Raw genomic sequence first — 23,165 nt, 5'->3', positions numbered from 1 at the left:
ACGGTGGAAATAAAAAAACAAATCGGGTTTTTGGCGTAGACCTTTTATCCGGGGCGGGTAACGTATCCATCTGATTGCATAACTCTGCGCGTGCGCGGAAAGCACAAACATGATTCAAACGGTCAGGATGAAGGTAACTAACTGAATAAAAGTAAAAATATATTGAAATGGCACCCCGGCTAACAAAAAAGTGCTGGCGAACTCGCGCCAGTTTTTTATGGGCTGCAAAGGAGTGATCGTTGCATCGCAGGTCTGTTTATTCGTCCTGTTGGGTAGAAACTACAGACGTTTTTTCAGCGTTCCGCTTTATAAATGCCCGCACAACAGGGATTGCGTAAACCACAAACAATAAACAGTTCGCTGCAAATAACAGTGAAGTGTAAATATTGATCGCCAGGAAGGAGTCCAGTGAGCCGATTTTTACTATTACATCCAGTATTAACCTGCAGAACAGGCTGGAAAGATAATAGTGCGCGTAAGACAGAAACATGAAACAGAATAAAATGGTGTAGTTATCGCTATCGTTTGTTTTTCTTATGCTGAATGAGCAATAGTAACGATTTAGCAAGAATAATAGTTCTTTATTATTTGATGCAAATAACAGCGCTGCAAACACCGAGCACATGACTATTGTGAAGACATTCTGCACCTGGTACGTGAAGGGTAAATCTGCCATCACCGTAGAAAATGAGTAGGCGTAATAGCCAATCGATAAAACAGACAGCAGTAACAATATTTTTCGTATCATTTTTCTCATCCACGGTTTCCCGCTCAAAACACATTCAGGTATTTGCATTGCCAAAGCATTGGCTCACCGATATGACTAACGGCACACCGCCTGTAAACTTTATGCATAAATTGCCGGCGCGAAGATATGAAGGTGCCGTAAGCGCAGTACACCGATGAGCGACATCGTGCGCGAAGGGCTGGCATTGCTGGTTGAAAAAGCGCCAGATGCCATGCGCCTTCGTTGGCATGACAGCCATTTCATCACCATGTGACGTTAAAACGGCAGCGTCACAGAGCGCGGACTTACACAAAAAGCGGGAAGCGCGCGTGGTACTCAAAACACAAGGTATGCGAGGAAGGCTGTTTTGCCTGGCACATTTCTGAAACAATGCGCGTTACGTTTCACAAACCGAACAGGTGCACAGATGGACAGAGTGATGGCGGTGGTGGTGTTTAATCGCATCTGCGAGCTGGGAAGCCTGAGCGCCGCCGCGCGGGCGCTGGGTATTTCTCGCCCGATGGTCAGCCGCTACCTTGATGAGATGGAAAAATGGGCGGGCGCCCGGCTTATTCATCGTTCGTCTCGCCGCCTGACGCTTACGCCTGCCGGGGAGAATACGCTACTAAAGACGCGGCAACTCGCGCCGCTGTTTGGCGATATCGAAGGGCAATCGACGCGGGAAACACCCTCCGGCACATTGCGTGTCGCCTGTGCCCACTTCACGGCCAGCCACATTATCGGGCCGGTATTGCCGGATTTTCTGGCGCGTTACCCGGCGTTAAGAATCGAAGTCGAAGTGGGAAACCACCCGGTCAACCTGATTGGTGAACGCATCGATTTGGCGATTCGCATCACCAATAACCCGGAAGCAGGGGCGATAGCCACCCGTCTCGGCGAGTGCCGCTCGGTACTTTGCGCATCGGCGGATTACCTGCGTCTGCACGGTACACCGCACACGGTACACGAGCTTGAGCACCACAATTGTCTTCACTATAGCGGTTTCGCCGGGCAGTCGTGGCACTTCACCGACAGCGCACAAAACACGTGGCAAGTGATGGCGAACGGTAATCTGAGCGCGGGGATCTCGGCGGTGCTGCGCGATGCGGCGATTGCCGGGTGCGGGCTGGCGCTGGTGCCGGAACGGGAAGCGCAGGAGGCGCTGAATAATGGCCAACTGGTCAGGGTGTTACCCGATCTCGAACCGCAACGACTGGGGATTTATGGCCTGTATCAGTCTCGGGAACATCAACACGCCGCGCTGCGGTTGTTTATTGATGCTATCCGCCAGCAGTTAACCAGCGTGCCAGAATAAATAGCCATTTTATGTGGGGAATTCGCCGGGTAATAACGATGAAAAATCTAAAGATAATAGCGGTGTTGCGTACTCGTGCTGGCAATGCGCGGCAGCGCCATTGTTTTCCTTAGGTTTAATCTCATCATTAGCATTTAATTATTTGTGCTGTTGAGGCCAGTCTTATTTTTTGGTCAGCTATTGACGGCTGCGGTTATTTATCGGTTAAATGAAAGCCCGCCCGTTGTGAGTGAAACTAAAATGGTGATGATGAACCTGGCCTTGATAGGCGTGCTGCTGATCGTTATCGCGTATTCTTTTTACAGGCACTTTCGACTTGTACGCTCAAGAAAAGTGGGTCAACCGCGTAAATACGGCAAGAAGACTTAACGGTATTTAATGTGAATTGCCTTTTTATCGATGGGATAAAAAGGCAATTTCATGTTGCGTCCTGGTTTTTATTTTGCTGAGTGTTGTAGTTATTTTTCTTTCTTAGCCGTAAGCGACCATTCTATTTATTTGCTCGCCCGGCGGCATAAAAAGTGGATCTTCACTCGAACTCTCATTTAATGTGGAGTCGGTAAAGGAAAAAATGCTAAACGCATAGAAAATGTCAATCTTTGTACTCGCGGAGATTTTCTTTTTTATGTTGTCCTTGTGCGATGAAACGGTTTTTTTGTTGATGTTTAATAGCGTTGAAATCTCCTCGTCACTTTTTTCGAAAATCATCTCTTTAAGAATCGCAATTTCGCGCCTTCCCAGACGGATCGTCTTAACATGCTGGCTGACTCTTCCGTAAACAAATTCGGTTAATATGTCCATTAAAACGCTGACCGGAACTTTATCGGGTATCACAATCATGGGTGTATGTGCCAACGTAAAGGGTATAAAATTACCTTTGGTTACCACTAATGTTCCCCGGCCAGAATAAGGAGCTGTAAAGTTAATTCCAATGTGCAAACCACTGCCGTTTCTGATTTCATTAACTAATTGCGTGATGCCTTTTTTGGTATAAGAGCAGGTGATTTTGCATAATATGACATCTATTTTTCTTTCCATATTACACCCTCCTGGAGCGTCTGGATGTGCGTGTGTAAAATTTGCAGTTTGAAATTTTTCTCAATCCTTTGTGGTGTTCTTCTATGTCTTCTTTGATCTCTATCATACTGCTAAAAAATTGTTAACTGAGGATTATCTTATTTTTATTTTTAAGCGAAATGTGCATCCGCTGAGATAATTTGGTTTCGCTGAGGAATCTCCCATTTGTTTTCATATTGTCGAGGAATGTCCTATTTTGCGATCCGTTTTTGCGATGGCGATTTAAAGTGCAGATGATCCCAAATAAATATGAGGACAGGATTATGGTGCTTTTAAAATACATTATTATCGCTTTCGTATTTGTTATTTCTGAAATTTGCTACGCAGCGCCCGCAGAAGAAGGAAAAGCCGCCGGGGAGAATGCAGCGGAATATGCAGTTGGCAGTTCAGCCGTCACCGGCGTGGCAGTTGTTTCTGCCGTAGCCGGTTTGCTTTTATTATCAATGGGCGGGGGAGATGACGGCAGTAATACCTCAACCAGCACAACGACGACGACTACGCCTGCCAATTAACGGTGACGCTTTTTTAATTCGCCACGCCAGGGTTTTTGAGGATTTAAAACGCAATGTTTGATCGCACCGGAAGGTGTGAGGGGACGCGTCATCCCGACGCGAGCCGACAGCCGATCGGCACGCGGAAGGTGAGCATAGTGCGAGTTGCGGGAGCTGCAGGAATGGAAAAGGGGGACGCAGTGGCCCCCTTATCTTGTTCATGGCGTGGCGTTTAATTCATCACGCCGCGCCCTGCGTGTGCGGAACAATATTGCAGATGAGGCGTAAATTCTGATCTGGGAAATCAGGATTCCGCGTGACGATCACCACGTCATTTCGCCGGTGTTCACTTTAGCGCTCAGCTCCAGTGAACCCGCTTCTGCCAGCTTCGGATAAGCGGCGCTCATTGCTTTGATAACGCCCGCCGAGGTGTTATTCGCTTTCAGCGCCTGCTCGAAGGTATCGAGGTAATTAAGGGTAAACGTAATGGCCTGCTCACCGGCGGGACGCGCCCCCAGGTAATGACCGGGGATCACCTGCTGCGGCTTCAGGCGTTGCATTTCGCCCAGCACGTCACGCCACTGCGCACGTGCAGCCGGGGTTTGCGTATCGGCGCTCCAGACGTGGATGCCGCTGGAAATTGCCGTGCCGCCGAGAATGGCTTTATTCGCCGGGATCCAGACATAAGCCGCATAGCTTTGCGGATGGCGCAGCTCCAGCGTTTCACCATCGATAGTAAAGTGTGTCGCCGTGGTCGCTATCGGTACGGTTAAGGTGTGCGGCGCGCCGTCCTTCATCTGCGGCCCCCAGTACGCCAGCTTGGCCTCTTTTGTCGCTTCGATATGTTTCACCACCGCCGGCGAGGCAACCACCTTGACCTGCGGCCAGGCTTTAACGATCGGTTCAAGGCCAAAATAGAAATCCGGATCGCCGGAGGTGATCACCACTTGCTTGAGCGTTTTGCCGCTGGCTTTGATCATCTCCACCAGTTTTTCGCCATCTTTCACGCTGAATTGCGCATCAAACAAAATGGCTTCCGTAGGACCGGAAACCAGTGTGGATGAGACGGCGAAAATCGCCTTTTCCTGCGGGTTATAAACCTGCAATTGTAACGGTGCGGCAACAGAAGAGGCGCTGGCGAGCATCAGCAATACGCCGGGTAGTTTACGGTTCATGGTGGAGTTCCTTTAACGATATGTTTTTACGAGCGCCATAAATGCATCCGGATTGCCGTAATACTGGCTGACCGGAAGCCGCGTGTAACGGCCATCTTCCTGCACCAACACGGCGCAGGGGAAACCTGCTCCGGCGGCTTGTGCCATGACCATGCGGCCATATTGAATGGCGGCGCGGGCTTCGCTTTCCGCCACCTGACCGTTGACAACAGGCAGACCGGTGGCGTGCTGAATCACCGCATTGACCACCTCATCGCGGGTGATATCACGGCCGTCCCGATACCAGGCTGTCTGAATGGCGTTAAGAAAGCGCAGTGCGTCAGCCGGTTCGCCAGATTGCTGTAAGGCTAACAAACCGCGAGTGGCCGGTAGCGAGTCGAGCAGCAACCCGTCGCGGGCGAGCAACTCTTCTTTATAAGCACGGCCAAACGGCATACCGGTTAATTTCGCGATCCGATCATCATGTTCGTGCACATGGGCCAGCCAGTCGGCGTCCAGGCGGCGGCGCTGCGCGTCGATAAACAGGCCGCCGGGCAAAATATGTTGTCGTTCAGTGAAGTGTTCAGCCGTGCGGTTAATCAGCGGCAGTGCGCCATAACTCCAGCCGCAGAGCGGATCGATTATCCAGTACAGCCCAGCCTGAAATGCCATGGTTATTCTCTCTTGTTGTGCAGGTGCCGCCCATTGTAGGCACATTGGCGGTGAAGAGAATTCCCGTAACCGGACATGCAGCGTTTCGTAAAACGATCAGATAACCCCGCCATGACGACAAAAATGCCGCAACGGCGGGGCGTTAATGCCCGTGCTTCGTGTTTCGCGCGGCAGCCCAGTGCTTGTACTGCGCAGGTGTCATGTTGATGAGCTGGCTAAAGGCTTTGCGAAACGCCGTATCTTCCGTATAGCCACACGCGGCGGCGACGTGCCTGATATTGGCTGACGGGTTTTCAAGCAGCAGGCAGGCTGATTCTATGCGCACACGCGTAATAAAATGTTTAGGGCTTTCGTGGGTTAAATCGGCCAGTTTTCGGTGCAAGGTGCGCGGGCTGAGGTTCAACGCGCTGGCGAGTGCTTCGACGGTGATGGCCGGATTTTCATAGCGGATAAGCTGTTCGGCGCGCAGTAACAGTGGATCGATGGTGTTTAAAAAGCCGCGCGGCGCATAGATTTGCTGGGAGATTGGCTGGCTGTCGGCAACGGTCATATCTGCTGCCATTCTTGCCACTTCGTCCCCGGCATGCTGGCGAATAATGTGCAGCGCCAGATCCACCCACGATAGCGGTCCGCCGGTGGTGATCACGTTGCGCTCTTCGATTAACGCTTTGCCCCACACCATTTTGGCGCGCGGATAGCGGGCGCGGAAAGTGGGATACAGCCACCACGTGGTGGCGCACTCTCTGCCATCCAGCAATCCGGCGTCACCCAGCAGATACCCCCCGGCGCAGGCACCGCCAATTTTCGCACCGCGCTGATGCTGTTGGCGCAACCACGCGACGGCCTCCGGGCTGGTGAGCGCAGGCAGTTTATTGCTGCCGAGCGCCATGCCGCAGGCCAGAATCACATCGGGCGCGGTTATGCTGGCAAACGCGTCATCCACCGCAATCGTGCGACCTTGCGCGTCCGCGACCGGCTTCCCGTCAGGGCTGACAATGGCGATCCTGAACCGGCTGGCTTCAATGCTGGCGGGCAGAAGCTGGTTGGTTATCCAGAACATATCCGCAAGCCCGCTAATCGCAGACATCATGCTGCCTGCCGTGGCCATTATCGCTATCTGCATTGTGGTTCTCCGCGTTATGTCTGATTTTGCCTGTTTAATGTCAAGTTCGCCATCTTACCACGCCAGAAACCCCTGATTACACTCTGCGCATGGTGTTTATAACTTCATCAATACGTGGCGGGAGAGAACATGCGGAACGCTTTTCGCAAAGGAAAACGGTTTATCACGGCGGCATCTTGTGCGGCCATGTTGAGCGTGATGTCGGCGCAGGTGGCCGCGCAGCCGATTAAAAATATTGTGTTGGTACACGGCGCGTTTACGGACGGCTCCAGTTGGGCCGCCGTGACCGAGCGCTTACAAAACATGGGCTACCACGTTTCGGCTGTACAAAACCCGCTGACCTCGCTGGATGATGATGTCGCCGCCACCGGGCGTGTGCTGGCACGCCAGCACGGCGATGTGCTGCTGGTCGGTCATTCGTGGGCCGGTGCCGTTATCAGCCAGGCCGGAAATAACAGCCACGTGCGTGGGTTGGTCTACCTTTCGGCGCTGGCACCGGCTACGGGGGAATCGGTGACGGATTTACTGGCGCGGCTTCACGCGCCAGTAAGCGGGTTCGCGCCGGATGCGCAAGGGCTGGTGTGGTTAGATGATGCCAGCCAGTTTCAACAGGTGATGGCGAACGATATTTCAACCAGCAATGTCCGGGCTCTGGCTGCGGTTTCACAACCGATCGCCCTCGCGGCATTTCAGGGAAAAATCACTCATGCCGCCTGGGAAAATAAACCGAGTTGGTATTTGCTGACCGAAAACGATCATGCTTTGTTACCCGCCGTTCAGCAGAAAATAGCCAGACAGATCCACGCCACGGTATATAGCGTTAACAGTTCACATTTGTCTATGGTTTCGCAACCCGAAGCGGTGGCGAAATTTATCGATACTGCTGCTAAATCCTTTAAATAACTGCTGTGTTTATTGTCGGAGAGTATGATGAAGATTCTGCATATTGATTCCAGTATTTCGGGTGACCATTCCGTCACTCGCGCACTTTCCGCTGACGTTATGCGGGAAATAAAAGCGCATTATCCGCAAGCGGAAATAACCTATCGCGATGTGGTTCGCGACGAAATAAACCATTTAACCGCAGATATTGCCGCCGGATTTCGCGTTGTTCCCGGCAGCCAACCGACAAGCGACAGGCAGCCGGAGCACCAGATTTCACAGCAACTGGTCGATGAATTCCTGGCGCATGACCTGATTGTTATCGCGGCGCCAATGTATAACTTCTCTGTTTCCAGTCAGTTAAAAGCCTGGCTGGACAGGCTTGCGCAACCGGGAAAAACCTTTCAGTACACCGCCACCGGGCCGGTTGGGCTGGCGGAGGGAAAACAGGTGTTGATTATTTCAGCCCGCGGCGGCTTTTATTTACAGCCGCCTTTTGATGGCATGGATTTCCAGGAGAAATATCTGCGTGCCTTTTTCGGTTTTCTGGGTATTGACGCTATTCATATTATCCGCGCGGAAGGTACCTCGAAAGGAGATGACATTAAACACCAGCAAATTGCCGCCGCGCGATCGGCGATAAATAACATTATTGCTGCGCTGCCATTACATTAATCTGCGGGGAATAAATTATGTTATATGCAATTACGCTTAGTTACGCCAGTGAACCGGATATTCTCGGTGCGTATGTTGATGCGCACAAATTGTGGCTGGGCGAGATGATCAAAAAAGGGCATATTATTTTCGCCGGGCCGCTGAAAAATAAACCGGGTGGATTTATCCTGGCGACGGCCAGCGACAGCCAGAGTCTGGAAAATGACATAGAACGCGATCCTTTTGTTAAATTTGGCCTGGTCAGCGTCGATATTGCGGTTATCGAGCCAGCTCTTTGCTCCGCGCATTTCCTGCGCGAATGGGCGGGGGAGGCAAAAGCGCTATAGCCTGACCGAAAACGGCAACAGGGAGGCTGCGGTCAGCCGCCTCCCTTGCGCATTGCAGGCCAGTCAGGATGGGTTACGCGCTGACAGGTTTCCCCGCGTCGGGCGCGCTGCCCCATGCCATATGGCGTTGCGGCATGGACATTTCTGACAAAATTATTATTTTCGCGTCATGTTTGCGTAAGTATCACTTCGCTAAGGTGAATGCTCCTGTTCTCAAGGAGGTTTCAACCATGGGTATGCAACACGCGGTGATTCTTGAGATCCAGCAATGGATTGACGATAACCTTGAAAGGCCGCTACGGATCGAGGATGTCGCCACGCGGGCGGGGTATTCGAAATGGCATCTTCAGCGCCTGTTCCAGCAAGTGATTCAGATACCGCTTGGCATCTATATCCGCGAGAAAAAGCTGGAAAGCGCCGCGCATGAACTGCTGGCGACTGAGCAGTCGATTATGGCTATCTCCACTAAATACGGTTATGACTCGCAGCAGACTTTTACACGCACCTTTACGCGCAAATACCAGATGCCGCCCGGCGTCTGGCGACGCCAGCATCAGCGCTAAGGAAAAAAGTCGTAATGAAAGGAAAACGTGCGGGAAAAGACGGTGAATAAAAGGCGGCCTGCGCCGCCTTTTTGCAGGTTCAGAACTGGTAAACCATACCCACTGCTACCACGTCATCGGTGTTGATACCGGCGGCGGTGGTGAATTTATCTTCATCAATCAGGTTGATTTTATAATCAACAAACATGTTGAAGTTCTTGTTGAAGTAATAGGTGGCACCGAGATCGACATATTTTTCGATATCCTGATCGCCATATTTATCGCCCGCGCTGTTGCTGCCAATATTCTTCCCTTTCAGCGCGTTATACGCCACGAATGGCTGCAAGCCAAAGTCGAACTGGTAGCTGGCGTACGCTTCAAAAATCTGTGATTCGTTAGCGTAGCCGTAGGCGGTCGTCGTATCGGAAGCACTGCCAAAACGCGAAGCGTTATAAGCCTGAGTAAACATCGCCGCCAGGTAGATATTATTGGCGTCATATTTAATTGCGCCAGAATAGGCTTCGGCGCGATCGCCATTACCGAGAATATTGGTGGCGGTATTTTGCTCTTCTGTCCGTTTGGCGCTGGTCATGGCACCAACAACGCTTACGCCCGCGCCAATGTTATATTCCACGGATAAGCCGTAGCCGTCGCCGTTCTGGCGTAATACATTTCGACCGGCGCCGGATTCGCCGCCGCCATCATTTTTGCCCTGGTACTGCAGGGAGAAATTCAGGCCGTCAACCAGACCGAAGAAATCCGTATTGCGGTAGGTCAGCATGCCGTTGCCACGGCTAAACATAAATTGGTCGGAACCGTATGTCATGCCATCGAATTCGGGCTGCATATCGGTATAACCGAGGGTGTCATATAAAACACCTTTGTTACGGCCATAATCCACTGAACCGTAATTGGCGAATTTTAACCCGGCGAAGCCATAACGCGTGCGTGGCGTATTGGTATCACCTTCCGATTTATTAGCGTCAATATGCATTTGCCACTGGCCGTAGCCGGTCAGTTGGTCATTAATTTGTGTTTCACCGCGAAAGCCAAGACGCATATAAGTCTGGTCGCCGTCCCAGCCGCTGTTATCAGAAAAATAATGTTCTGCTGATACCAAACCATATAAGTCTAACTTATTACCGTCTTTATTATATATTTCCGCCGCGTGTACTGACGAGCACAGTACCGCAGCAGAGACGAAAAGACTCAGTTGAGAGATTTTCATATAAATAAACCCTTGATGTTTGCCACTGTGTTTTTTAATAACAACAAGAATACACTGCCACTTATGAGAGTGGTTCATGGATTATTCAGGTTGCAGGATATTGTTTATCATCTGAGTTCTTCTGGTGTAAATATTTAAATTCTTTTTAGCACATATTGACAAATATCGGTTGGAACTTTTTTTGGGTTATTTTTAATCGCACAGATCGCTAATATCACTCGCGTTTGATCGGTTACCGTTAAGACGCTTTATTAACCTCATTGCATTTTTTGTGTCTACTGTTACTTTTTTCCCTATCCGGGGGTAATTCCCCCGGCTTTTATTGGCAAAAGGTGCGGTTAAATATGCAGGTTGATTAAGTGGTTATTTAAGGTGGGTAATAAAAGCAGATGTTTAATTATTAAATATCTGCCGCTGCTGCATGGTTAATTTTAATGGTGTTCAGTGCGTTTATGCGTGGTGAATAATAAAGCGTATTGATTAAGTAATATGGTTCATTGCGGTTATGAATGTGGCTCATTAAAAAGAAGGCGCTGGCGCTTATTAACATAAAAAGAGGTGACCTGCTTCACGATCAGAGCCCTTTTATTGCGGGATTAGTGAATTATAGACATATATTAAAACGCAGCCGAAGTGTAGCATAAACGCTATTTTCATGGTCTGGTCACGGGGCGGAAATGCTGAAAGATAATTTTAATGATCTTTTCTATTTAATTGTGGTGGCCCGCGAACGTAGCTTTACTCGCGCGGCAGCAAAATTAGGTGTCTCGCAATCGGCGCTCAGCCATGCTATTCGCGGGCTGGAAGAGCGTCTGCAAATTCGTCTGCTTACCCGTACTACGCGCAGCGTCGCGCCAACGGATGCAGGCGAGGCATTAATTAATAGCATTGGCCCGCGCTTTAAAGAGATTGAGGAAGAACTCATTGCCTTAACCGATATGCGCGATCGCGTGGCTGGCAATATCCGCATCACGCTTGGCGAGCACGCATTGCATTCGACGGTGTGGCCAGCCATTAAGCCTTTTTTAGACGCTTACCCTGATGTGAAAGTGGAATTAACTATCGATAACACCCTGACGGATATTGTCAGTGAGCGCTACGATGCCGGTATTCGCCTTGGTGAACAGGTTGCCAGAGATATGGTCGCGGTGCGAATTGGCCCCGACTGGCGCATGGTGGTTGTGGGCTCGCCGGGCTATTTTTCCCGTCATGGTAAACCGCAAACGCCGCATGACTTACAGCAGCACAACTGTATTAATATGCGTCTGCCGACGCTTGGCGGGCTGTATGCCTGGGAGTTTTCCAGAGACGGCCAGCCAATGCGCGTGCGCGTGGAAGGGCAATTAACCTTTAATAACCTGGCTTCCAGAGTCGAAGCGGCAACCAGCGGTATGGGGCTGGCGCTGGTACCGGAAGATTGCGTGGCGCAGGCTGTTAGCGAAGGCAAACTTGAAACGGTGCTCGACGACTGGTGTGAACCATTCCCCGGCTATTACCTCTATTATCCCAGCCGTAAACAGCACACTGCCGCGTTTAGCTTACTGATTGACGCGCTGCGTTATGCTTAATTATCTGGCCTTACAGGGCGGAGTAATCTACCGCGAGGTGTTGCTGAAAAAACGTCTCCCGGCAATACAGCGTCAGCACCTTTTCCGGCGGGATAAGATACCCTTTCCCGGCCACGCGCAGAATAAAGTCGTCGGGCAAACCGAATACCGCCAGTTTACGCTTCAGGTTGTTCATCACTTGCCACAGCCGCTGGCTTGAGCAACTCAATCCATTATTTTCCCATACCTGAATCTGCAGCGTTTTGTCGGCCACAATATTCCCCACAGCGTGCGCCAGCAGATAGGTCAGCAGGTTGCTCATGGTATTACGTAAATATGTGCAGCTACCGGGGATCGCGCAGGTCGTCAGACTTTGCTTATAAGGCACGAATTCCACCTGATATTCGTTACCGAGGCGATATCCATATACCGTTAACTTTTCCATGATGTGCGTCCAGTGATCAGCCGAGTGAAACAAAGTAGCGGTGTAAGTAACACCCTACTGATTAAATCGGCTTTCCGGCGCGAAAACTGAAATGCTTAGCTGACGTCTGACGGGATAGCGTTGGTCCATTTGGTGGCGGCTTTAATCAGCTCTGCCACCATGCTGCGGTTAAAACCCAGCCGGTGACCGAGCGCGCTGACCTCTTCCCAGTTGTGATTTTCGTACAGCTCAATCAGTTGCAGGTAAGGGTAGAGCGGGCCTTTTTGCTCTTTAAGCGCCATCATGACGCTGGCGGAAATATCAATCTGGCTTAATAAATCTGCCATCGGCATTTCAAAAATCCTGTCGAGCTGTGAAAACAGACCGACGATAAACGCGTCATCGGCTGAGTGACGGCTGATGGAGTGCGCCGAGGCCAGTTCGCAAAACTTGGCGCGGATCAGGCTCTGGTAGTAAATGTCGTCGGTCTTTACTTTGTTGACCGAGGTCAGGCAGGAAACCAGCACAAAGCGGCGTAACTCATTGGTGCCAAGGTAAAAAATAACGTCCTTTAACGACTGGCTTCGGAAGTTTTTAATCCCGCGCGCGTTGAAGACAATATTTTGTGCATAGCGCATGATCTTAAACGACAGCGCCAGATCCTGTTTCAGCAGGGCTTCGATTCGGCCAAAATCCGGCGAGTCGGCATTCACCTCTTTCATCAGTTTTAAGGTGATTTCCTGATTCTGAAACAGTTTATTGGCTGAATGGATCACCGGCTTGCTGAAAAAATGCCCCTGAAACAGCGTACAACCCATATTACGGAAACACTCATACTCTTCCTGGGTTTCCACCTTTTCGGCAAGAAATATGGTGTCTTTCAGCAAATGGGCTTTGGCATTGATATAGCCGCTGATCTCGTCCGGCGTATTTTCCCGCACGTCGAATTTGATAATGCTGATATAAGGTAAAAACGCGTTCCAGGTGTCACCTAACGCGAAGTCATCCAGCGCGATACGAAAGCCGTGCGCAGAGAGTTTTTTTACCGTGTTGAGCAACTGAGGCGTGGGTTTGGCGGTTTCGAGGATTTCCACAATCACGCGGTCTTTCGGCAACGTTTCCGCCATCCCTTGTATCAGCAGTTCATAGGGGAAGTTAACGAAGATCGCGCTGTACTCTTTCAGACGGCCCAGCGGTGCGCCCAGAAACTGTTCGACAATAATTTGGGCAGTGGCGTACTCCGGCGTAACGTCGGGAAACCGGTTCGTCATACTGTCTCTGAACAACAACTCGTAACCGACTGTGTTCATATTTGCATCAAAAATCGCCTGCCGGGCGACAAAAGAGAACATGCGATACTCCACTTACAGATGCCTGCAAATCTTAAAATAGTCGGTAAAACGCAAATCTGAACCGGTCAATCCGCACCATTTTTACGCTGGGTAAAATGGAAGCCTGGACGAAAACGGGAAAGACGCAAGTCGGACTTAAGGAAGGCAGTATCTTTTGTAAACGTCTGAAGGATTTAAGTCAAATTCCGAATGGCGCAATCATAACGCATTGCCTCTTTTATCGACAATGGCGGCGAAAAATTCATCAATTTTGCGCTCGCATCGCGATACGCGTCACGCTTCGTCTGTTTTCTGCGGCTCGAAAATTGTTAGCGCCTGCTGATGAGTGACCGTCGTCACGCGGGTTTCCGGGAGGATCCGGCAAATTATGATGAGCATCAAAAAACCGAAAATTGCAACCAAAAGACTATTGTTCAGAACATTCCGATGGACTATTGTGGTCTCACCCCATAAAGAGCTAACGCCACCTAAGAGTGAGTGCCGGAGATAAGCGCCGGGCGGGGTAAAACGATTAAACACCCAGGAAAAAAGAATAAAAGCAGGCCCCGGCATTTATGCCGGGGCGTTTTATTTTGTGGCTCAGAACACTCCAGATTTAATCCCGGTCGATGGCAAACGGCTGCCAGGCCTGGCGCACCGGCATCACTTCTACACGGTTAATATTCATATGATCCGGCAGGGTGGCGATGTAGAGCATCTGCCCGGCAATATCCTGCGCGCTGAGTGGCGTCGTGCCGCGATACAAATTATCAGACGCCGCTTTGTCGCCTTTGGTGCGTACGAGGGTAAATTCCGTTTCGGCAATCCCCGGCGCAAGATCGGTTACCCGCACGCCCGTTCCCAGTAAATCGCAGCGCAGGTTGTAGCTAAACTGCTTCACAAAGGCTTTGGTCGCACCATACACATGGCTGCCAGGGTAGGGCCACTGCCCGGCGATAGAGCCAATATTGATAATCGATGCCCCCGCACCGTGTGCAATTAGCGTGGGCAGCAGCGCGTGTGTCACGTTAACCAGCCCGGTAACATTGGTGTCGATCATCGTTTGCCAGTCCTGCAACTCCACTTTCTGGGCGGGCTGTGGGGCGAGCGCCAGTCCGGCGTTGTTGATAAGCGTCGTGATATCGGCAAATGCTGCAGGCAGTTCGGCCACCGCTTTTTTTACCGCGGCGCTATCGCGGACATCGAGTTCAATAATGTGCACCGGCACCTTGCCATGCAGGCGTTCTTTTAGGTTTTCCAGACGCGTAAGCCGACGCCCGCTCAATACCAGCGCCCATCCGGCGTCGGCAAAAACCTGCGCCGCCGCTTCGCCAAATCCGGAGGTCGCGCCGGTAATGAACACCACGTTTTTCGCTGCCATTGTTCTCTTCTCCTGTGCAGGGTTATTGCGCCACTATAAAAATCCTCACGCCTGCCAGACAGTGCCAGTTACGCCACTGACGTGTGACACGGGTGTCACATCCCGCGAAGCCGACTGGCTCTACCCGCCTCTTTATGGCGCGCAGCATGATGCAGACAACAACAACGGCATGAGAGGATCTGGCATGAAACTGGCACTTCACAACGAGATGGCGATAACGAACGACGACGTGCGTCAACTGGACCGGTCATATGTGTTTCATTCATGGTCGATGCAGGGCAACCTCAACCCGATGGTGATTGCCGGGGCGCAAGGCTGCGAGCTGTGGGATTACGACGGTAACCGCTACCTCGATTTCAGCAGCCAGTTAGTGAACGTCAATATTGGTTATCAACACCCGCGCGTGCTGGCGGCGATGAAAGCGCAGCTGGAAACGCTGGTAACCATTGCGCCGGCCACCGCCAACCTGGCGCGTGGCGAAGCGGCAAAACGCATTGTGGAGCTGGCACCGGAAGGCTTCAGCAAAGTCTTTTTCACCAACGCCGGGGCGGATGCCAACGAAAACGCCATTCGCATGGCACGGCTGTACACCGGGCGTGACAAAATTTTCTCTGCCTATCGCTCTTATCACGGCAACACCGGCAGCGCCATTGCGGCGACCGGCGACTGGCGACGTGTGCCAAATGAGTATTCGCGCGGGCATGTTCACTTCTTTAACCCGTACCTGTATCGCAGCGAATTTAATGCCGCCAGTGAAACCGAAGAGTGCGAGCGCGCGCTGGCGCATCTGCGCCGCATGATTGAGTGCGAAGGGCCGTCGTCGATTGCGGCGATCCTGCTGGAGTCCATTCCCGGCACGGCGGGCATTCTGGTGCCGCCAGCCGGGTATATGCAGGGCGTGCGCGCGCTGGCGGATGAGTTCGGCATTGTGCTGATCCTTGATGAAGTGATGGCCGGTTTTGGCCGTACCGGTAGCTGGTTTGCTTTCGAACAGGATGGCATCGTGCCGGATCTGATCACCTTCGCCAAAGGGGTGAATGCGGGCTATGTGCCGGCGGGCGGTGTGCTGATTTCCGCGCCGATTGCTCACTACTTTGACGACCATTTCTTCGCCGGTGGGCTGACATATTCCGGGCATCCGCTGGCGATGGCGGCGATTGTCGCCACGCTTGATGCGATGAAAGAGGAGAACGTGGTGCAGAATGCGGCAGAGATCGGCAACGGCGTTCTGCGCCCTGCGCTGGAGGCTCTGGCAGCAAAACATCCGCTGATTGGCGAGGTACGCGGGCGCGGCATGTTCCAGGCGCTGGAGCTGGTGAGCAACCGCAAAACCAAAACGCCTTTAGCCGCGACAGAGATGGCTGCGATCAAGGCGGCGCTAACAGGAGCCGGAATGTTAACTTTTGTTGTTGAAAACCGCATTCATGTGGTGCCACCTTGCATAATGAGCGCGAAAGAAGTCCAGCAGGGAATGGCCATTTTTGACCAGGTTTTGGCTCAATTTGGCCACTTTAGTCAGTAAGTGTAAAGGCATCAGACTATTCTGATGCCAAATCTGGTCAGTCCTCTGATTTCAAAGAGATTTTTCTCCACTTACCCCCCAATTTTAGGCACTATATTCCGGGCTTAACTGCTGTTAAAACACTCTTTTTCTGTTTAACTTTTTTACCTGGGAGAAAAAAGTGCCGGAATTGAATCATTATGGTCAAACCGTCGGTGACATGTTGCCGCATTGGCACGGCGTCCAGCCGCTGCCGCGCAGCATGTTGCACGGACAATACTGTCGGCTGGAACCGCTTGACGCCAGGGTACACACGCACGATCTTTTGCGCGCTTACTCGCAGGCGGAAAACGAGAGCGACTGGACATGGCTGGCGGGTGAGCGCCCACAAACCGTGGACAGTATGGCGCAATGGGTGGTGGGTAAAATGATCGACACCACCATCGCGCCTTTCGCCGTGGTGGAGTGTGCCAGCGGTGAGGCGCTCGGCGTTGTCGCCTGGCTTGCCATCAACACACAAAATGGCTCGGTGGAAATCGGCCATGTCACCTGGTCACCGCGCATGAAAAATAGCGTGCTGGGAACGGAAGCCATCTGGTTGATGCTGCGCCACGCGTTTGCCTGCAACTACCGCCGCGTAGAGTGGAAGTGTGACACGCTCAACGTTGCTTCCCGCCGCGCTGCCGAACGTCTCGGCTTTAGCTGGGAAGGGCGTTTTCGCCAGCATATGGTGCGTAAAGGGCGCAACCGCGATACCGACTATTTATCCATGCTGGATAGCGAATGGCCGCAGCGCGACGCGGCGATTTCCGCCTGGCTGGCGGCCAGTAACTTTGACGAGCAGGGCAGGCAAAAACAAAAACTCAGCGCCTTCTTTGCTCCCTCGTCATCTTAATGAACGTGGCATCGGTATCCGCCGATGCCCCCGCTTTACCCCTTCCGCGCGCCACGCAATTCGACATCTTTTACCGGGGGAAACGCCTGCCAAATTACCACTTTACTTCCGTTTCAAAAGTTAAGCCACGGTAAACTACGTGTTATCACCATTTCAATAGAAAGGTTGTTGCCTTACTTCTTTTTATTCTTAATTAACCCGGAAACTTAGCCGATGGGGTTTATGACAGCGAGGAGATCGCTGCTTTAAAACGTTATTTCACAACTATTTACCGGGGTTTTTTATGCACTTTATTCGAAATTTAAAAATCAAGGTCGCAATGCTGGCGATCCTGGTCATTTTCACTTTGCTCTGGGGCGGTGTCTCGTTTTATTCGTTACATGCGTTGAGCGCCTTAACCGATGAAGTGGAACTCACCAACGTTCAGCAAATTAACGGCGACATCATCAACAACGCCAGCGATCGCTATTACCAGGTCAAACTGCTGATGGACCGCGCGCTGGTTTTCCAGGCCAATAACGATACGCAAAACTACCAGCAAACCCTCGATCGTATCGGCAAAGATATCGATTTTCTGCAAAACGGTCTGAATCAGTTCAAAGTGACCGATCATGCGAATATCAGCACCGAGGCCATCGATAATATCTATAACAGCTCGTTGAACCTGTTTAATCAGGCCATTACGCCGATGTTCGCCGCCGTTAAAGCCGACAATGCCGAGAGTTATAACCAGTTGTCGAAAGCGCAGTTCAGCCCGCTGCGCAGCGGATTCTCACAGGCGATCGTCGCGTATAACCAGCAAATTCACGAGCTGAAATCCGCCGCTAACGCGCGTATTGCCAGTTGGGTTTCGCTGACGCGCGCCATCATTATCATCGCCATGATCATTGGCCTGGCGATGCTGGTGATGTCCGAGCGTTACCTGGCGCTGTGCCTGGCGCGCTCGCTGGAGTGGGTTAAGCAACATCTGCAGGTGTTGTCGGTGGGCAAGCTGGATAAGCCGACAAAAGATCTGGGCAACAACGAAGTGGGGCAACTGATTCCCTATCTGGAAACTATGCAGAACAACTGGGTGAACACCGTTACGCAGATCCGTAACAGCGCGGGTGAAATTTACCAGGGGGCGAGCGAAATTGCGTCCGGTAACACCGATCTCTCTTCGCGCACAGAAGAACAAGCCGCCGCGCTGACGCAAACCGCCGCCAGCATGGAGGAGCTGAGCGCGGTGGTCAAACAGAACGCCGACAACGCCAGCGAAGCCAGCAACCTTGCACACGTGGCGTCAGCCGCCGTGAACAAAGGGGAAGAGCGCGTGCAGGCGGTCATCGCCAGCATGAAAAATATCACCAACAGTTCGCAGAAAATCACCGACATCATTAACGTCATCGACAGCATTGCGTTCCAGACCAATATTCTGGCACTCAACGCCGCCGTTGAAGCGGCGCGTGCCGGTGAGCAAGGGCGCGGGTTCGCGGTGGTCGCCAGCGAAGTGCGTAATCTGGCGCAGCGAAGCGCTGGAGCCGCGAAAGAGATCAAAGTGCTGATTGATGAGTCGGTCACGAACGTCAATAACGGTTTTGACCAGGTGACGTTGACCAGCGAATCGATGGACAACATCCTGCGTTCCGTCACCAGCGTAACGGATATCATGGGCGAGATCGCCTCGGCGTCCGTGGAGCAGAGCAAAGGGATTAGTCAGGTTGGCACGGCGATTTCGCAAATGGACAGCGTGACCCAGCAGAACGCCGCGCTGGTGGAAGAATCTTCCGCCACTTCCGCTTCGCTGGAGCATCAAGCGTTCCAGTTAACGGAAATTGTCTCGGTGTTTAAACTGCCAGGCGATGCAGAGCAGGGGACTACCGGCAAACCATCAGCGGCTGCGCCAAAAGCGGGGAAAGCCTTGCGCCGACCTGCGCTTGCAGGCGGCAGCAAAGCGCCGGAGCATGACTGGGAAGCGTTCTGATAAACCCCGCCCGGCGGCATTGTCCGGGCAATAGATAAATCTGGCACGCGCACCGTTTCAGGTGGCGTGCCGTTTTCATTTTACCATCGCTTGATAACGTAAGTGCCCTTCTCCCCGTGGGGAAGCGGGGGATCTTCCGGCGGGGGAGAGGGCGGACAGCGGTTAGAAGCGGGTGTTTACCCCCATATACCAGGTGCGGCCCGACTCGTTATACGTTGCGGCACCCGCGCCGTACATCCAGTTTGCGCCGCCGCCGGTGGTCTGGGCGTTACCTTCACGCCAGTGACGTTTATCGAACACGTTACTGACACCGCCCGTCAGGCTGACGTTTTTGGTCACGTCCCAGGTGCCACTCAGGCCAACGATGCTGTACGGGCTCACTTCGTTGGTGGCGGAACCGGTGACGCGGTTACCTTTGTAGTCATATTTCTTCGGCTGCTGTTTACCGTACCAGGTAAAGGTGGATTGCAGCGAAACATCCTGAGTAACCTGCCAGCTCAGCGTGGAGTTCCAGGTATATGCAGGAATGATCGACAGACGCTCACCGGTGGTTTTGTTTTTGCTTTGCAGCATGTAGGTGACATTGTTGGTCCAGTTTACCGTCTCGCTTACCGGTACATTCAACGCACCTTCTAACCCTTCCACCACTGCTTTCGGCACGTTATCCCACTGGTAGATATAGGTGTTCAGGTTTGAGTTGCCGCTCTTGATGGAGGTTTGCCCAACCGGCGAGTAGCCTGACTCAATCTTGTTGCGGTAGTCGTTACGGAACCAGGTGACACCCGCCAGCCAGCCGTCACGTTTGAACTCCAGACCAATCTCTTTGTTGATGCTGGTCTCCGCTTTCAGATCGTCGTTACCTTGCAGATAACAGCCGATGTCTCGGCCGTTAGCATCCACGGTGACCGCGTAGCAACCCTGACCACGGCTGTAGAGAATGTAGTTCGGGTTGGTCTGGTACAGGCTTGGTGCTTTGTACGCGCGGGCGATGCCCATTTTCAGGGTGAAATCGTCGCCGAGGCCCTGAGACAAGTTCAGCGACGGGCTCCAGTTGTTGCCAACAATCGTGTGGTGATCAAAGCGCAGCGCCGGAGTGAGCATGGTGCTGTCGGTCAGCTCAATGTTGTCTTCGGCAAACACCGAGAAGATATCGGCATTGGAGTAAGGACTACGACCGGTGCTGCTGTAACCCGGAATATTGCCGCCCATAAAGGTCTGGGTATTCGAGGTGGAATCTTTCATGCTCTGGTGATCCCACTCGGCGCCGAGCGTCAGGTTCTGCTTGAATAGCAGTTCAAACGGTACGCTCGCTTCGCTGTGCAGCAACAGATCGCTGTAGTCGATATCAGAGAATTTTTGCGCGTTGAACAGGCCTTCCGTACCGCCCGCCAGCCCTTCCGGGATGCGTGAGTTACGGGTGTGTTCATAACGCACCCAGTTGTTGGTGGTGACGCCATTATCCCAGCCGCCGGTCCAGGTCGCCGAGTAGTTCTGGCGATAGAGGCGGTTGGTCTCTTTGCCATAGTTTTCATTGACGTAGTTATTGGTACTGCTGTCGTTGTTGGTGTTCTGCGTATCGCCCGCGTAGAGGTTGCCCTGGCGGCTGTAACCGGCCTGCAACTCCAGCGCCTGCATCGGGGCAAAATCCCAGCGCACAACGCCGGTAATGTCTTTGTTGATTGAACCTTCACGGCCGGCAACGACGGTGTTGGCGTAAGTGCCGGTGCGTTCCGACTGGTGATCTTTGTTGATGTCCTGCGCGTCGGCCTGGGTTTTGGCGAGGTTGCCGTACAGGCGGAAGCTAACATCGCCACCGAGCGGGCCGCTCAGGCTGAAGTTGGTGCGTTTGGTTGACCCTTCATCTTTGTGTTCCGGCGCGTTGAAATAGGTATTCCACGAGCCGTGCCATTCGCCAGTATTCTCTTTTTTGGTGATGATATTCACCACACCGCCCGCCGCGCCGTTACCGTAGCGCGCCGCCGCCGGGCCGCGAATCACTTCGATACGCTCGATCATCTCCGGCGGCACCCAGTTGGTGTCGCCCCGGCTGTCGCGCTCGCCGCGCCAGCCAAGACGCACGGAGTTACGGCTGGTGACCGGTTTGCCATCCACCAGAATCAGCGTGTTCTCCGGACCCATGCCGCGTATGTCGATCTGGCGGTTGTTCCCGCGCTGACCGCTGGTGGCGTTACCGGTTAAGTTCACGCCGGGCATGGTACGGATAATTTCGGAGACATCACGGGAAGGCGGGTTCTTACGAATTTCGTCTGCCGTGATGGTGGAAACGCCCGGTGCCTGCAAATTTTGCTGCTCAGCCGTGACAACAATTGTCTCTTCGCCAGAAGCGGTGCGGGTTTCTGCCGCCAACGCTGGCACAGCAACGCCGTAGATCCCCAGATTGACCAGAACGGCCAGGGATTTGATTTTGTTATTCATTTTTTACCTGCATTTCGTCGCCGCATCCCCGGCAATTCCTTTCCCAGGGGAGAGGAGGCGGCATGATGAAGCCAGCTCGTAGCGAGGCGCTCACTCCTGAGAAAATTCGCCCACGGCGGCCGTTTTAAGTGAAAGACGCGCTTCCCACAGCGCGCCAACACGCTATTGCAAATGAAAATAATTATCAATAATATTATCGATATTTTTTGATCTGCAAGCAAAAATTTCCACAGCATATTTGAGGTGAAAGCCGTGACGTCAACAACGGGAAGTGATGCCTGGTGGGAGTCGAAACAGGGGCCCGAATGGGTCAAAAACGCGCAGGGAAATTATGAGGTCACTTTCTGGTGGCGCGATCCCGCCGGGACAGAAGCAACCTCCCGCGTGCGCCAGGTGTGGATCTACATTACCGGCGTGACCGATCACCATCAAAAATCGACGCCGCAATCGCTGACGCGCATTGCCGGAACCGATGTCTGGTACTGGAAAACCACGCTTGCCGCCAGCTGGCGCGGCAGCTACTGCTTGATTCCTTCGCAAAACAGCGACGATTTCGCCGCCGACGTTTTCACGCTTACGCCGCCGGATCGCACCGCGCTGCGCGAAGGCTGGCGAAAACTATTGCCGCGCGCAATTGCCGATCCGCTCAATCCGCAAAGCTGGCGCGGCGGGCGTGGCCATCCCGTTTCGGCGCTGGAAATGCCCGATGCACCGTTACAGCCTGGCTGGCGCGAAACGGATACGCCATTCAACGAACCGCAACACCTGCAATGGCGCAGTACGCGCCTGAACAACACGCGCCGCGTCTGGGTTTACACTACCGGCAACAGCCATAGCGCTGAACGCCCGCTGGCGATCCTGCTCGACGGGCAGTTTTGGGCGCAAAGTATGCCGGTATGGCCTGCGCTGGCTGCATTGACCAACACCGGGCAATTGCCGGACGCGGTGTATGTACTGATTGATGTGATTGATAACGCCCACCGCAGCCAGGAGCTGCCGTGCAATGCCGATTTCTGGCTGGCGGTACAGGACGAGTTATTACCGCAGGTCCGTGCCATTGCGCCGTTCAGCGACAGCGCGGATCGCACCGTGGTGGCCGGGCAGAGTTTTGGCGGCCTGTCGTCACTTTATGCCGCGCTGCACTGGCCGCAGCGGTTTGGCTGCGTGTTGAGCCAGTCCGGATCGTTCTGGTGGCCGCATCGCGGCGGCGAGCGTGACGGCATCATTATCGAACAACTTAAAAACGGTGAGTTGAACCCGCAGGGCCTGCGCATTGTGCTGGAGGCCGGGGTGCGCGAACCACTGATTTTTCGCGCCAACGAGGCGCTTCTTCCCCTGTTACAACGCACACAGCAGTCGGTTTTCTGGCGTCAGGTTGACGGCGGACACGATGCGCTTTGCTGGCGCGGCGGGCTGACCTCCGGGCTTATCACCCTCTGGCAGCCGCTTACCCGCGCCCGTTAATCGCACCTTTC

The 23,165-nt window shown here is 52.9% G+C and carries 20 protein-coding genes; 11 read left to right on the top strand and 9 right to left on the bottom strand.

Features of this window, described 5'->3' with window-relative positions; genetic code table 11:
* The first annotated feature begins 1,154 nt into the window (after nucleotides 1–1,154).
* Complete coding sequence (locus tag O3S68_RS11095; RefSeq protein ID WP_020456904.1) at nucleotides 1,155–2,042, top strand: LysR family transcriptional regulator; 888 nt, start codon at nucleotides 1,155–1,157, stop codon at nucleotides 2,040–2,042.
* Between the two features lie 471 nt (nucleotides 2,043–2,513).
* Here the strand turns inward: O3S68_RS11095 and O3S68_RS11090 are convergent, their stop codons facing one another.
* Nucleotides 2,514–3,080, bottom strand: coding sequence for a LuxR C-terminal-related transcriptional regulator (locus tag O3S68_RS11090; RefSeq protein WP_269231508.1), 567 nt, complete (start codon nucleotides 3,078–3,080; stop codon nucleotides 2,514–2,516).
* A 302-nt stretch (nucleotides 3,081–3,382) separates the two neighbouring features.
* On the opposite strand from O3S68_RS11090, the gene yjbE reads away from it, so the two are divergent.
* On the top strand, nucleotides 3,383–3,631 hold the full coding sequence (gene yjbE / locus O3S68_RS11085; protein WP_269231507.1) for an exopolysaccharide production protein YjbE: 249 nt from the start codon (nucleotides 3,383–3,385) through the stop codon (nucleotides 3,629–3,631).
* 302 nt (nucleotides 3,632–3,933) lie between these two features.
* Here yjbE and O3S68_RS11080 read toward each other — a convergent pair whose 3' ends face one another.
* The 3 genes from O3S68_RS11080 to O3S68_RS11070 form a co-directional block, all read right to left on the bottom strand.
* Nucleotides 3,934–4,785, bottom strand: coding sequence for a Vmh family MBL fold metallo-hydrolase (locus O3S68_RS11080; protein WP_269231506.1), 852 nt, complete (start codon nucleotides 4,783–4,785; stop codon nucleotides 3,934–3,936).
* Nucleotides 4,786–4,797: 12 nt separating this feature from the next.
* Entirely contained in the window at nucleotides 4,798–5,436 is a 639-nt protein-coding gene (locus tag O3S68_RS11075) for a DsbA family protein (RefSeq protein ID WP_269231505.1), read from the bottom strand.
* 142 nt (nucleotides 5,437–5,578) lie between these two features.
* The gene (locus O3S68_RS11070; protein ID WP_269231504.1) at nucleotides 5,579–6,559 is read right to left on the bottom strand and encodes a GlxA family transcriptional regulator; all 981 of its coding nucleotides are present in this window, start codon (nucleotides 6,557–6,559) and stop codon (nucleotides 5,579–5,581) included.
* A gap of 129 nt (nucleotides 6,560–6,688) precedes the next feature.
* Between O3S68_RS11070 and O3S68_RS11065 the strand changes: the two genes are divergently transcribed.
* From O3S68_RS11065 to O3S68_RS11050, 4 genes are all read left to right on the top strand, one after another.
* Nucleotides 6,689–7,462 carry an alpha/beta fold hydrolase gene (locus O3S68_RS11065; RefSeq protein ID WP_442913118.1) on the top strand — a complete coding sequence of 258 codons (774 nt, stop codon included), beginning with the start codon at nucleotides 6,689–6,691 and terminating at the stop codon, nucleotides 7,460–7,462.
* Between the two features lie 27 nt (nucleotides 7,463–7,489).
* Nucleotides 7,490–8,116 carry an FMN-dependent NADH-azoreductase gene (locus O3S68_RS11060; RefSeq protein WP_160271526.1) on the top strand — a complete coding sequence of 209 codons (627 nt, stop codon included), beginning with the start codon at nucleotides 7,490–7,492 and terminating at the stop codon, nucleotides 8,114–8,116.
* Nucleotides 8,117–8,133: 17 nt separating this feature from the next.
* Nucleotides 8,134–8,442 carry a YciI family protein gene (locus O3S68_RS11055; protein WP_269231503.1) on the top strand — a complete coding sequence of 103 codons (309 nt, stop codon included), beginning with the start codon at nucleotides 8,134–8,136 and terminating at the stop codon, nucleotides 8,440–8,442.
* A 230-nt stretch (nucleotides 8,443–8,672) separates the two neighbouring features.
* Nucleotides 8,673–9,005, top strand: coding sequence for a helix-turn-helix domain-containing protein (locus O3S68_RS11050; protein ID WP_020456913.1), 333 nt, complete (start codon nucleotides 8,673–8,675; stop codon nucleotides 9,003–9,005).
* A 79-nt stretch (nucleotides 9,006–9,084) separates the two neighbouring features.
* On the opposite strand, the gene ompC is transcribed toward O3S68_RS11050, so the two are convergent.
* Nucleotides 9,085–10,212, bottom strand: coding sequence for a porin OmpC (gene ompC / locus O3S68_RS11045; RefSeq protein WP_269231502.1), 1,128 nt, complete (start codon nucleotides 10,210–10,212; stop codon nucleotides 9,085–9,087).
* A 677-nt stretch (nucleotides 10,213–10,889) separates the two neighbouring features.
* Here ompC and O3S68_RS11040 point away from each other — a divergent pair.
* Nucleotides 10,890–11,780, top strand: coding sequence for a LysR family transcriptional regulator (locus tag O3S68_RS11040; protein ID WP_045508783.1), 891 nt, complete (start codon nucleotides 10,890–10,892; stop codon nucleotides 11,778–11,780).
* A gap of 10 nt (nucleotides 11,781–11,790) precedes the next feature.
* Here O3S68_RS11040 and O3S68_RS11035 read toward each other — a convergent pair whose 3' ends face one another.
* From O3S68_RS11035 to O3S68_RS11025, 3 genes are all read right to left on the bottom strand, one after another.
* Nucleotides 11,791–12,204, bottom strand: coding sequence for a winged helix-turn-helix domain-containing protein (locus O3S68_RS11035; protein WP_020456916.1), 414 nt, complete (start codon nucleotides 12,202–12,204; stop codon nucleotides 11,791–11,793).
* A 95-nt stretch (nucleotides 12,205–12,299) separates the two neighbouring features.
* Nucleotides 12,300–13,535, bottom strand: a complete 1,236-nt coding sequence (locus tag O3S68_RS11030; protein ID WP_269231501.1) for an EAL and HDOD domain-containing protein — start codon at nucleotides 13,533–13,535, stop codon at nucleotides 12,300–12,302.
* A 595-nt stretch (nucleotides 13,536–14,130) separates the two neighbouring features.
* Nucleotides 14,131–14,895, bottom strand: coding sequence for an SDR family NAD(P)-dependent oxidoreductase (locus O3S68_RS11025; protein ID WP_269231500.1), 765 nt, complete (start codon nucleotides 14,893–14,895; stop codon nucleotides 14,131–14,133).
* A 184-nt stretch (nucleotides 14,896–15,079) separates the two neighbouring features.
* Between O3S68_RS11025 and O3S68_RS11020 the strand changes: the two genes are divergently transcribed.
* From O3S68_RS11020 to O3S68_RS11010, 3 genes are all read left to right on the top strand, one after another.
* Entirely contained in the window at nucleotides 15,080–16,417 is a 1,338-nt protein-coding gene (locus tag O3S68_RS11020) for an aspartate aminotransferase family protein (RefSeq protein ID WP_269231683.1), read from the top strand.
* Nucleotides 16,418–16,577: 160 nt separating this feature from the next.
* Entirely contained in the window at nucleotides 16,578–17,291 is a 714-nt protein-coding gene (locus tag O3S68_RS11015; RefSeq protein ID WP_269231499.1) for a GNAT family N-acetyltransferase, read from the top strand.
* Between the two features lie 283 nt (nucleotides 17,292–17,574).
* The gene (locus O3S68_RS11010) at nucleotides 17,575–19,254 is read left to right on the top strand and encodes a methyl-accepting chemotaxis protein (RefSeq protein ID WP_045508796.1); all 1,680 of its coding nucleotides are present in this window, start codon (nucleotides 17,575–17,577) and stop codon (nucleotides 19,252–19,254) included.
* A 162-nt stretch (nucleotides 19,255–19,416) separates the two neighbouring features.
* Here the strand turns inward: O3S68_RS11010 and O3S68_RS11005 are convergent, their stop codons facing one another.
* Entirely contained in the window at nucleotides 19,417–21,690 is a 2,274-nt protein-coding gene (locus O3S68_RS11005) for a TonB-dependent siderophore receptor (protein ID WP_269231498.1), read from the bottom strand.
* A gap of 252 nt (nucleotides 21,691–21,942) precedes the next feature.
* Here O3S68_RS11005 and fes point away from each other — a divergent pair, with 252 nt between their 5' ends.
* On the top strand, nucleotides 21,943–23,154 hold the full coding sequence (gene fes / locus O3S68_RS11000; RefSeq protein WP_269231497.1) for an enterochelin esterase: 1,212 nt from the start codon (nucleotides 21,943–21,945) through the stop codon (nucleotides 23,152–23,154).
* Nucleotides 23,155–23,165 lie beyond the last annotated feature (11 nt).

The organism is Kosakonia sp. SOY2, from assembly GCF_027109175.1.
Classification (GTDB): Bacteria; Pseudomonadota; Gammaproteobacteria; order Enterobacterales; family Enterobacteriaceae; genus Kosakonia.
The sequence above is the reverse complement of the archived record's forward strand: the minus strand, read 5'-3'. Positions and strand labels throughout refer to the sequence as shown.

What these genes read in the sequence shown, in the direction of transcription:
- O3S68_RS11095 (WP_020456904.1), top strand. Translation starts at nt 1,155, where the DNA reads ATGGACAGAGTGATGGCGGTGGTGGTGTTTAATCGCATCTGCGAGCTG.
- O3S68_RS11090 (WP_269231508.1), bottom strand. Translation starts at nt 3,080, where the DNA reads ATGGAAAGAAAAATAGATGTCATATTATGCAAAATCACCTGCTCTTAT.
- yjbE (WP_269231507.1), top strand. Translation starts at nt 3,383, where the DNA reads ATGGTGCTTTTAAAATACATTATTATCGCTTTCGTATTTGTTATTTCT.
- O3S68_RS11080 (WP_269231506.1), bottom strand. Translation starts at nt 4,785, where the DNA reads ATGAACCGTAAACTACCCGGCGTATTGCTGATGCTCGCCAGCGCCTCT.
- O3S68_RS11075 (WP_269231505.1), bottom strand. Translation starts at nt 5,436, where the DNA reads ATGGCATTTCAGGCTGGGCTGTACTGGATAATCGATCCGCTCTGCGGC.
- O3S68_RS11070 (WP_269231504.1), bottom strand. Translation starts at nt 6,559, where the DNA reads ATGCAGATAGCGATAATGGCCACGGCAGGCAGCATGATGTCTGCGATT.
- O3S68_RS11065 (WP_442913118.1), top strand. Translation starts at nt 6,689, where the DNA reads ATGCGGAACGCTTTTCGCAAAGGAAAACGGTTTATCACGGCGGCATCT.
- O3S68_RS11060 (WP_160271526.1), top strand. Translation starts at nt 7,490, where the DNA reads ATGAAGATTCTGCATATTGATTCCAGTATTTCGGGTGACCATTCCGTC.
- O3S68_RS11055 (WP_269231503.1), top strand. Translation starts at nt 8,134, where the DNA reads ATGTTATATGCAATTACGCTTAGTTACGCCAGTGAACCGGATATTCTC.
- O3S68_RS11050 (WP_020456913.1), top strand. Translation starts at nt 8,673, where the DNA reads ATGGGTATGCAACACGCGGTGATTCTTGAGATCCAGCAATGGATTGAC.
- ompC (WP_269231502.1), bottom strand. Translation starts at nt 10,212, where the DNA reads ATGAAAATCTCTCAACTGAGTCTTTTCGTCTCTGCTGCGGTACTGTGC.
- O3S68_RS11040 (WP_045508783.1), top strand. Translation starts at nt 10,890, where the DNA reads ATGCTGAAAGATAATTTTAATGATCTTTTCTATTTAATTGTGGTGGCC.
- O3S68_RS11035 (WP_020456916.1), bottom strand. Translation starts at nt 12,204, where the DNA reads ATGGAAAAGTTAACGGTATATGGATATCGCCTCGGTAACGAATATCAG.
- O3S68_RS11030 (WP_269231501.1), bottom strand. Translation starts at nt 13,535, where the DNA reads ATGTTCTCTTTTGTCGCCCGGCAGGCGATTTTTGATGCAAATATGAAC.
- O3S68_RS11025 (WP_269231500.1), bottom strand. Translation starts at nt 14,895, where the DNA reads ATGGCAGCGAAAAACGTGGTGTTCATTACCGGCGCGACCTCCGGATTT.
- O3S68_RS11020 (WP_269231683.1), top strand. Translation starts at nt 15,080, where the DNA reads ATGAAACTGGCACTTCACAACGAGATGGCGATAACGAACGACGACGTG.
- O3S68_RS11010 (WP_045508796.1), top strand. Translation starts at nt 17,575, where the DNA reads ATGCACTTTATTCGAAATTTAAAAATCAAGGTCGCAATGCTGGCGATC.
- O3S68_RS11005 (WP_269231498.1), bottom strand. Translation starts at nt 21,690, where the DNA reads ATGAATAACAAAATCAAATCCCTGGCCGTTCTGGTCAATCTGGGGATC.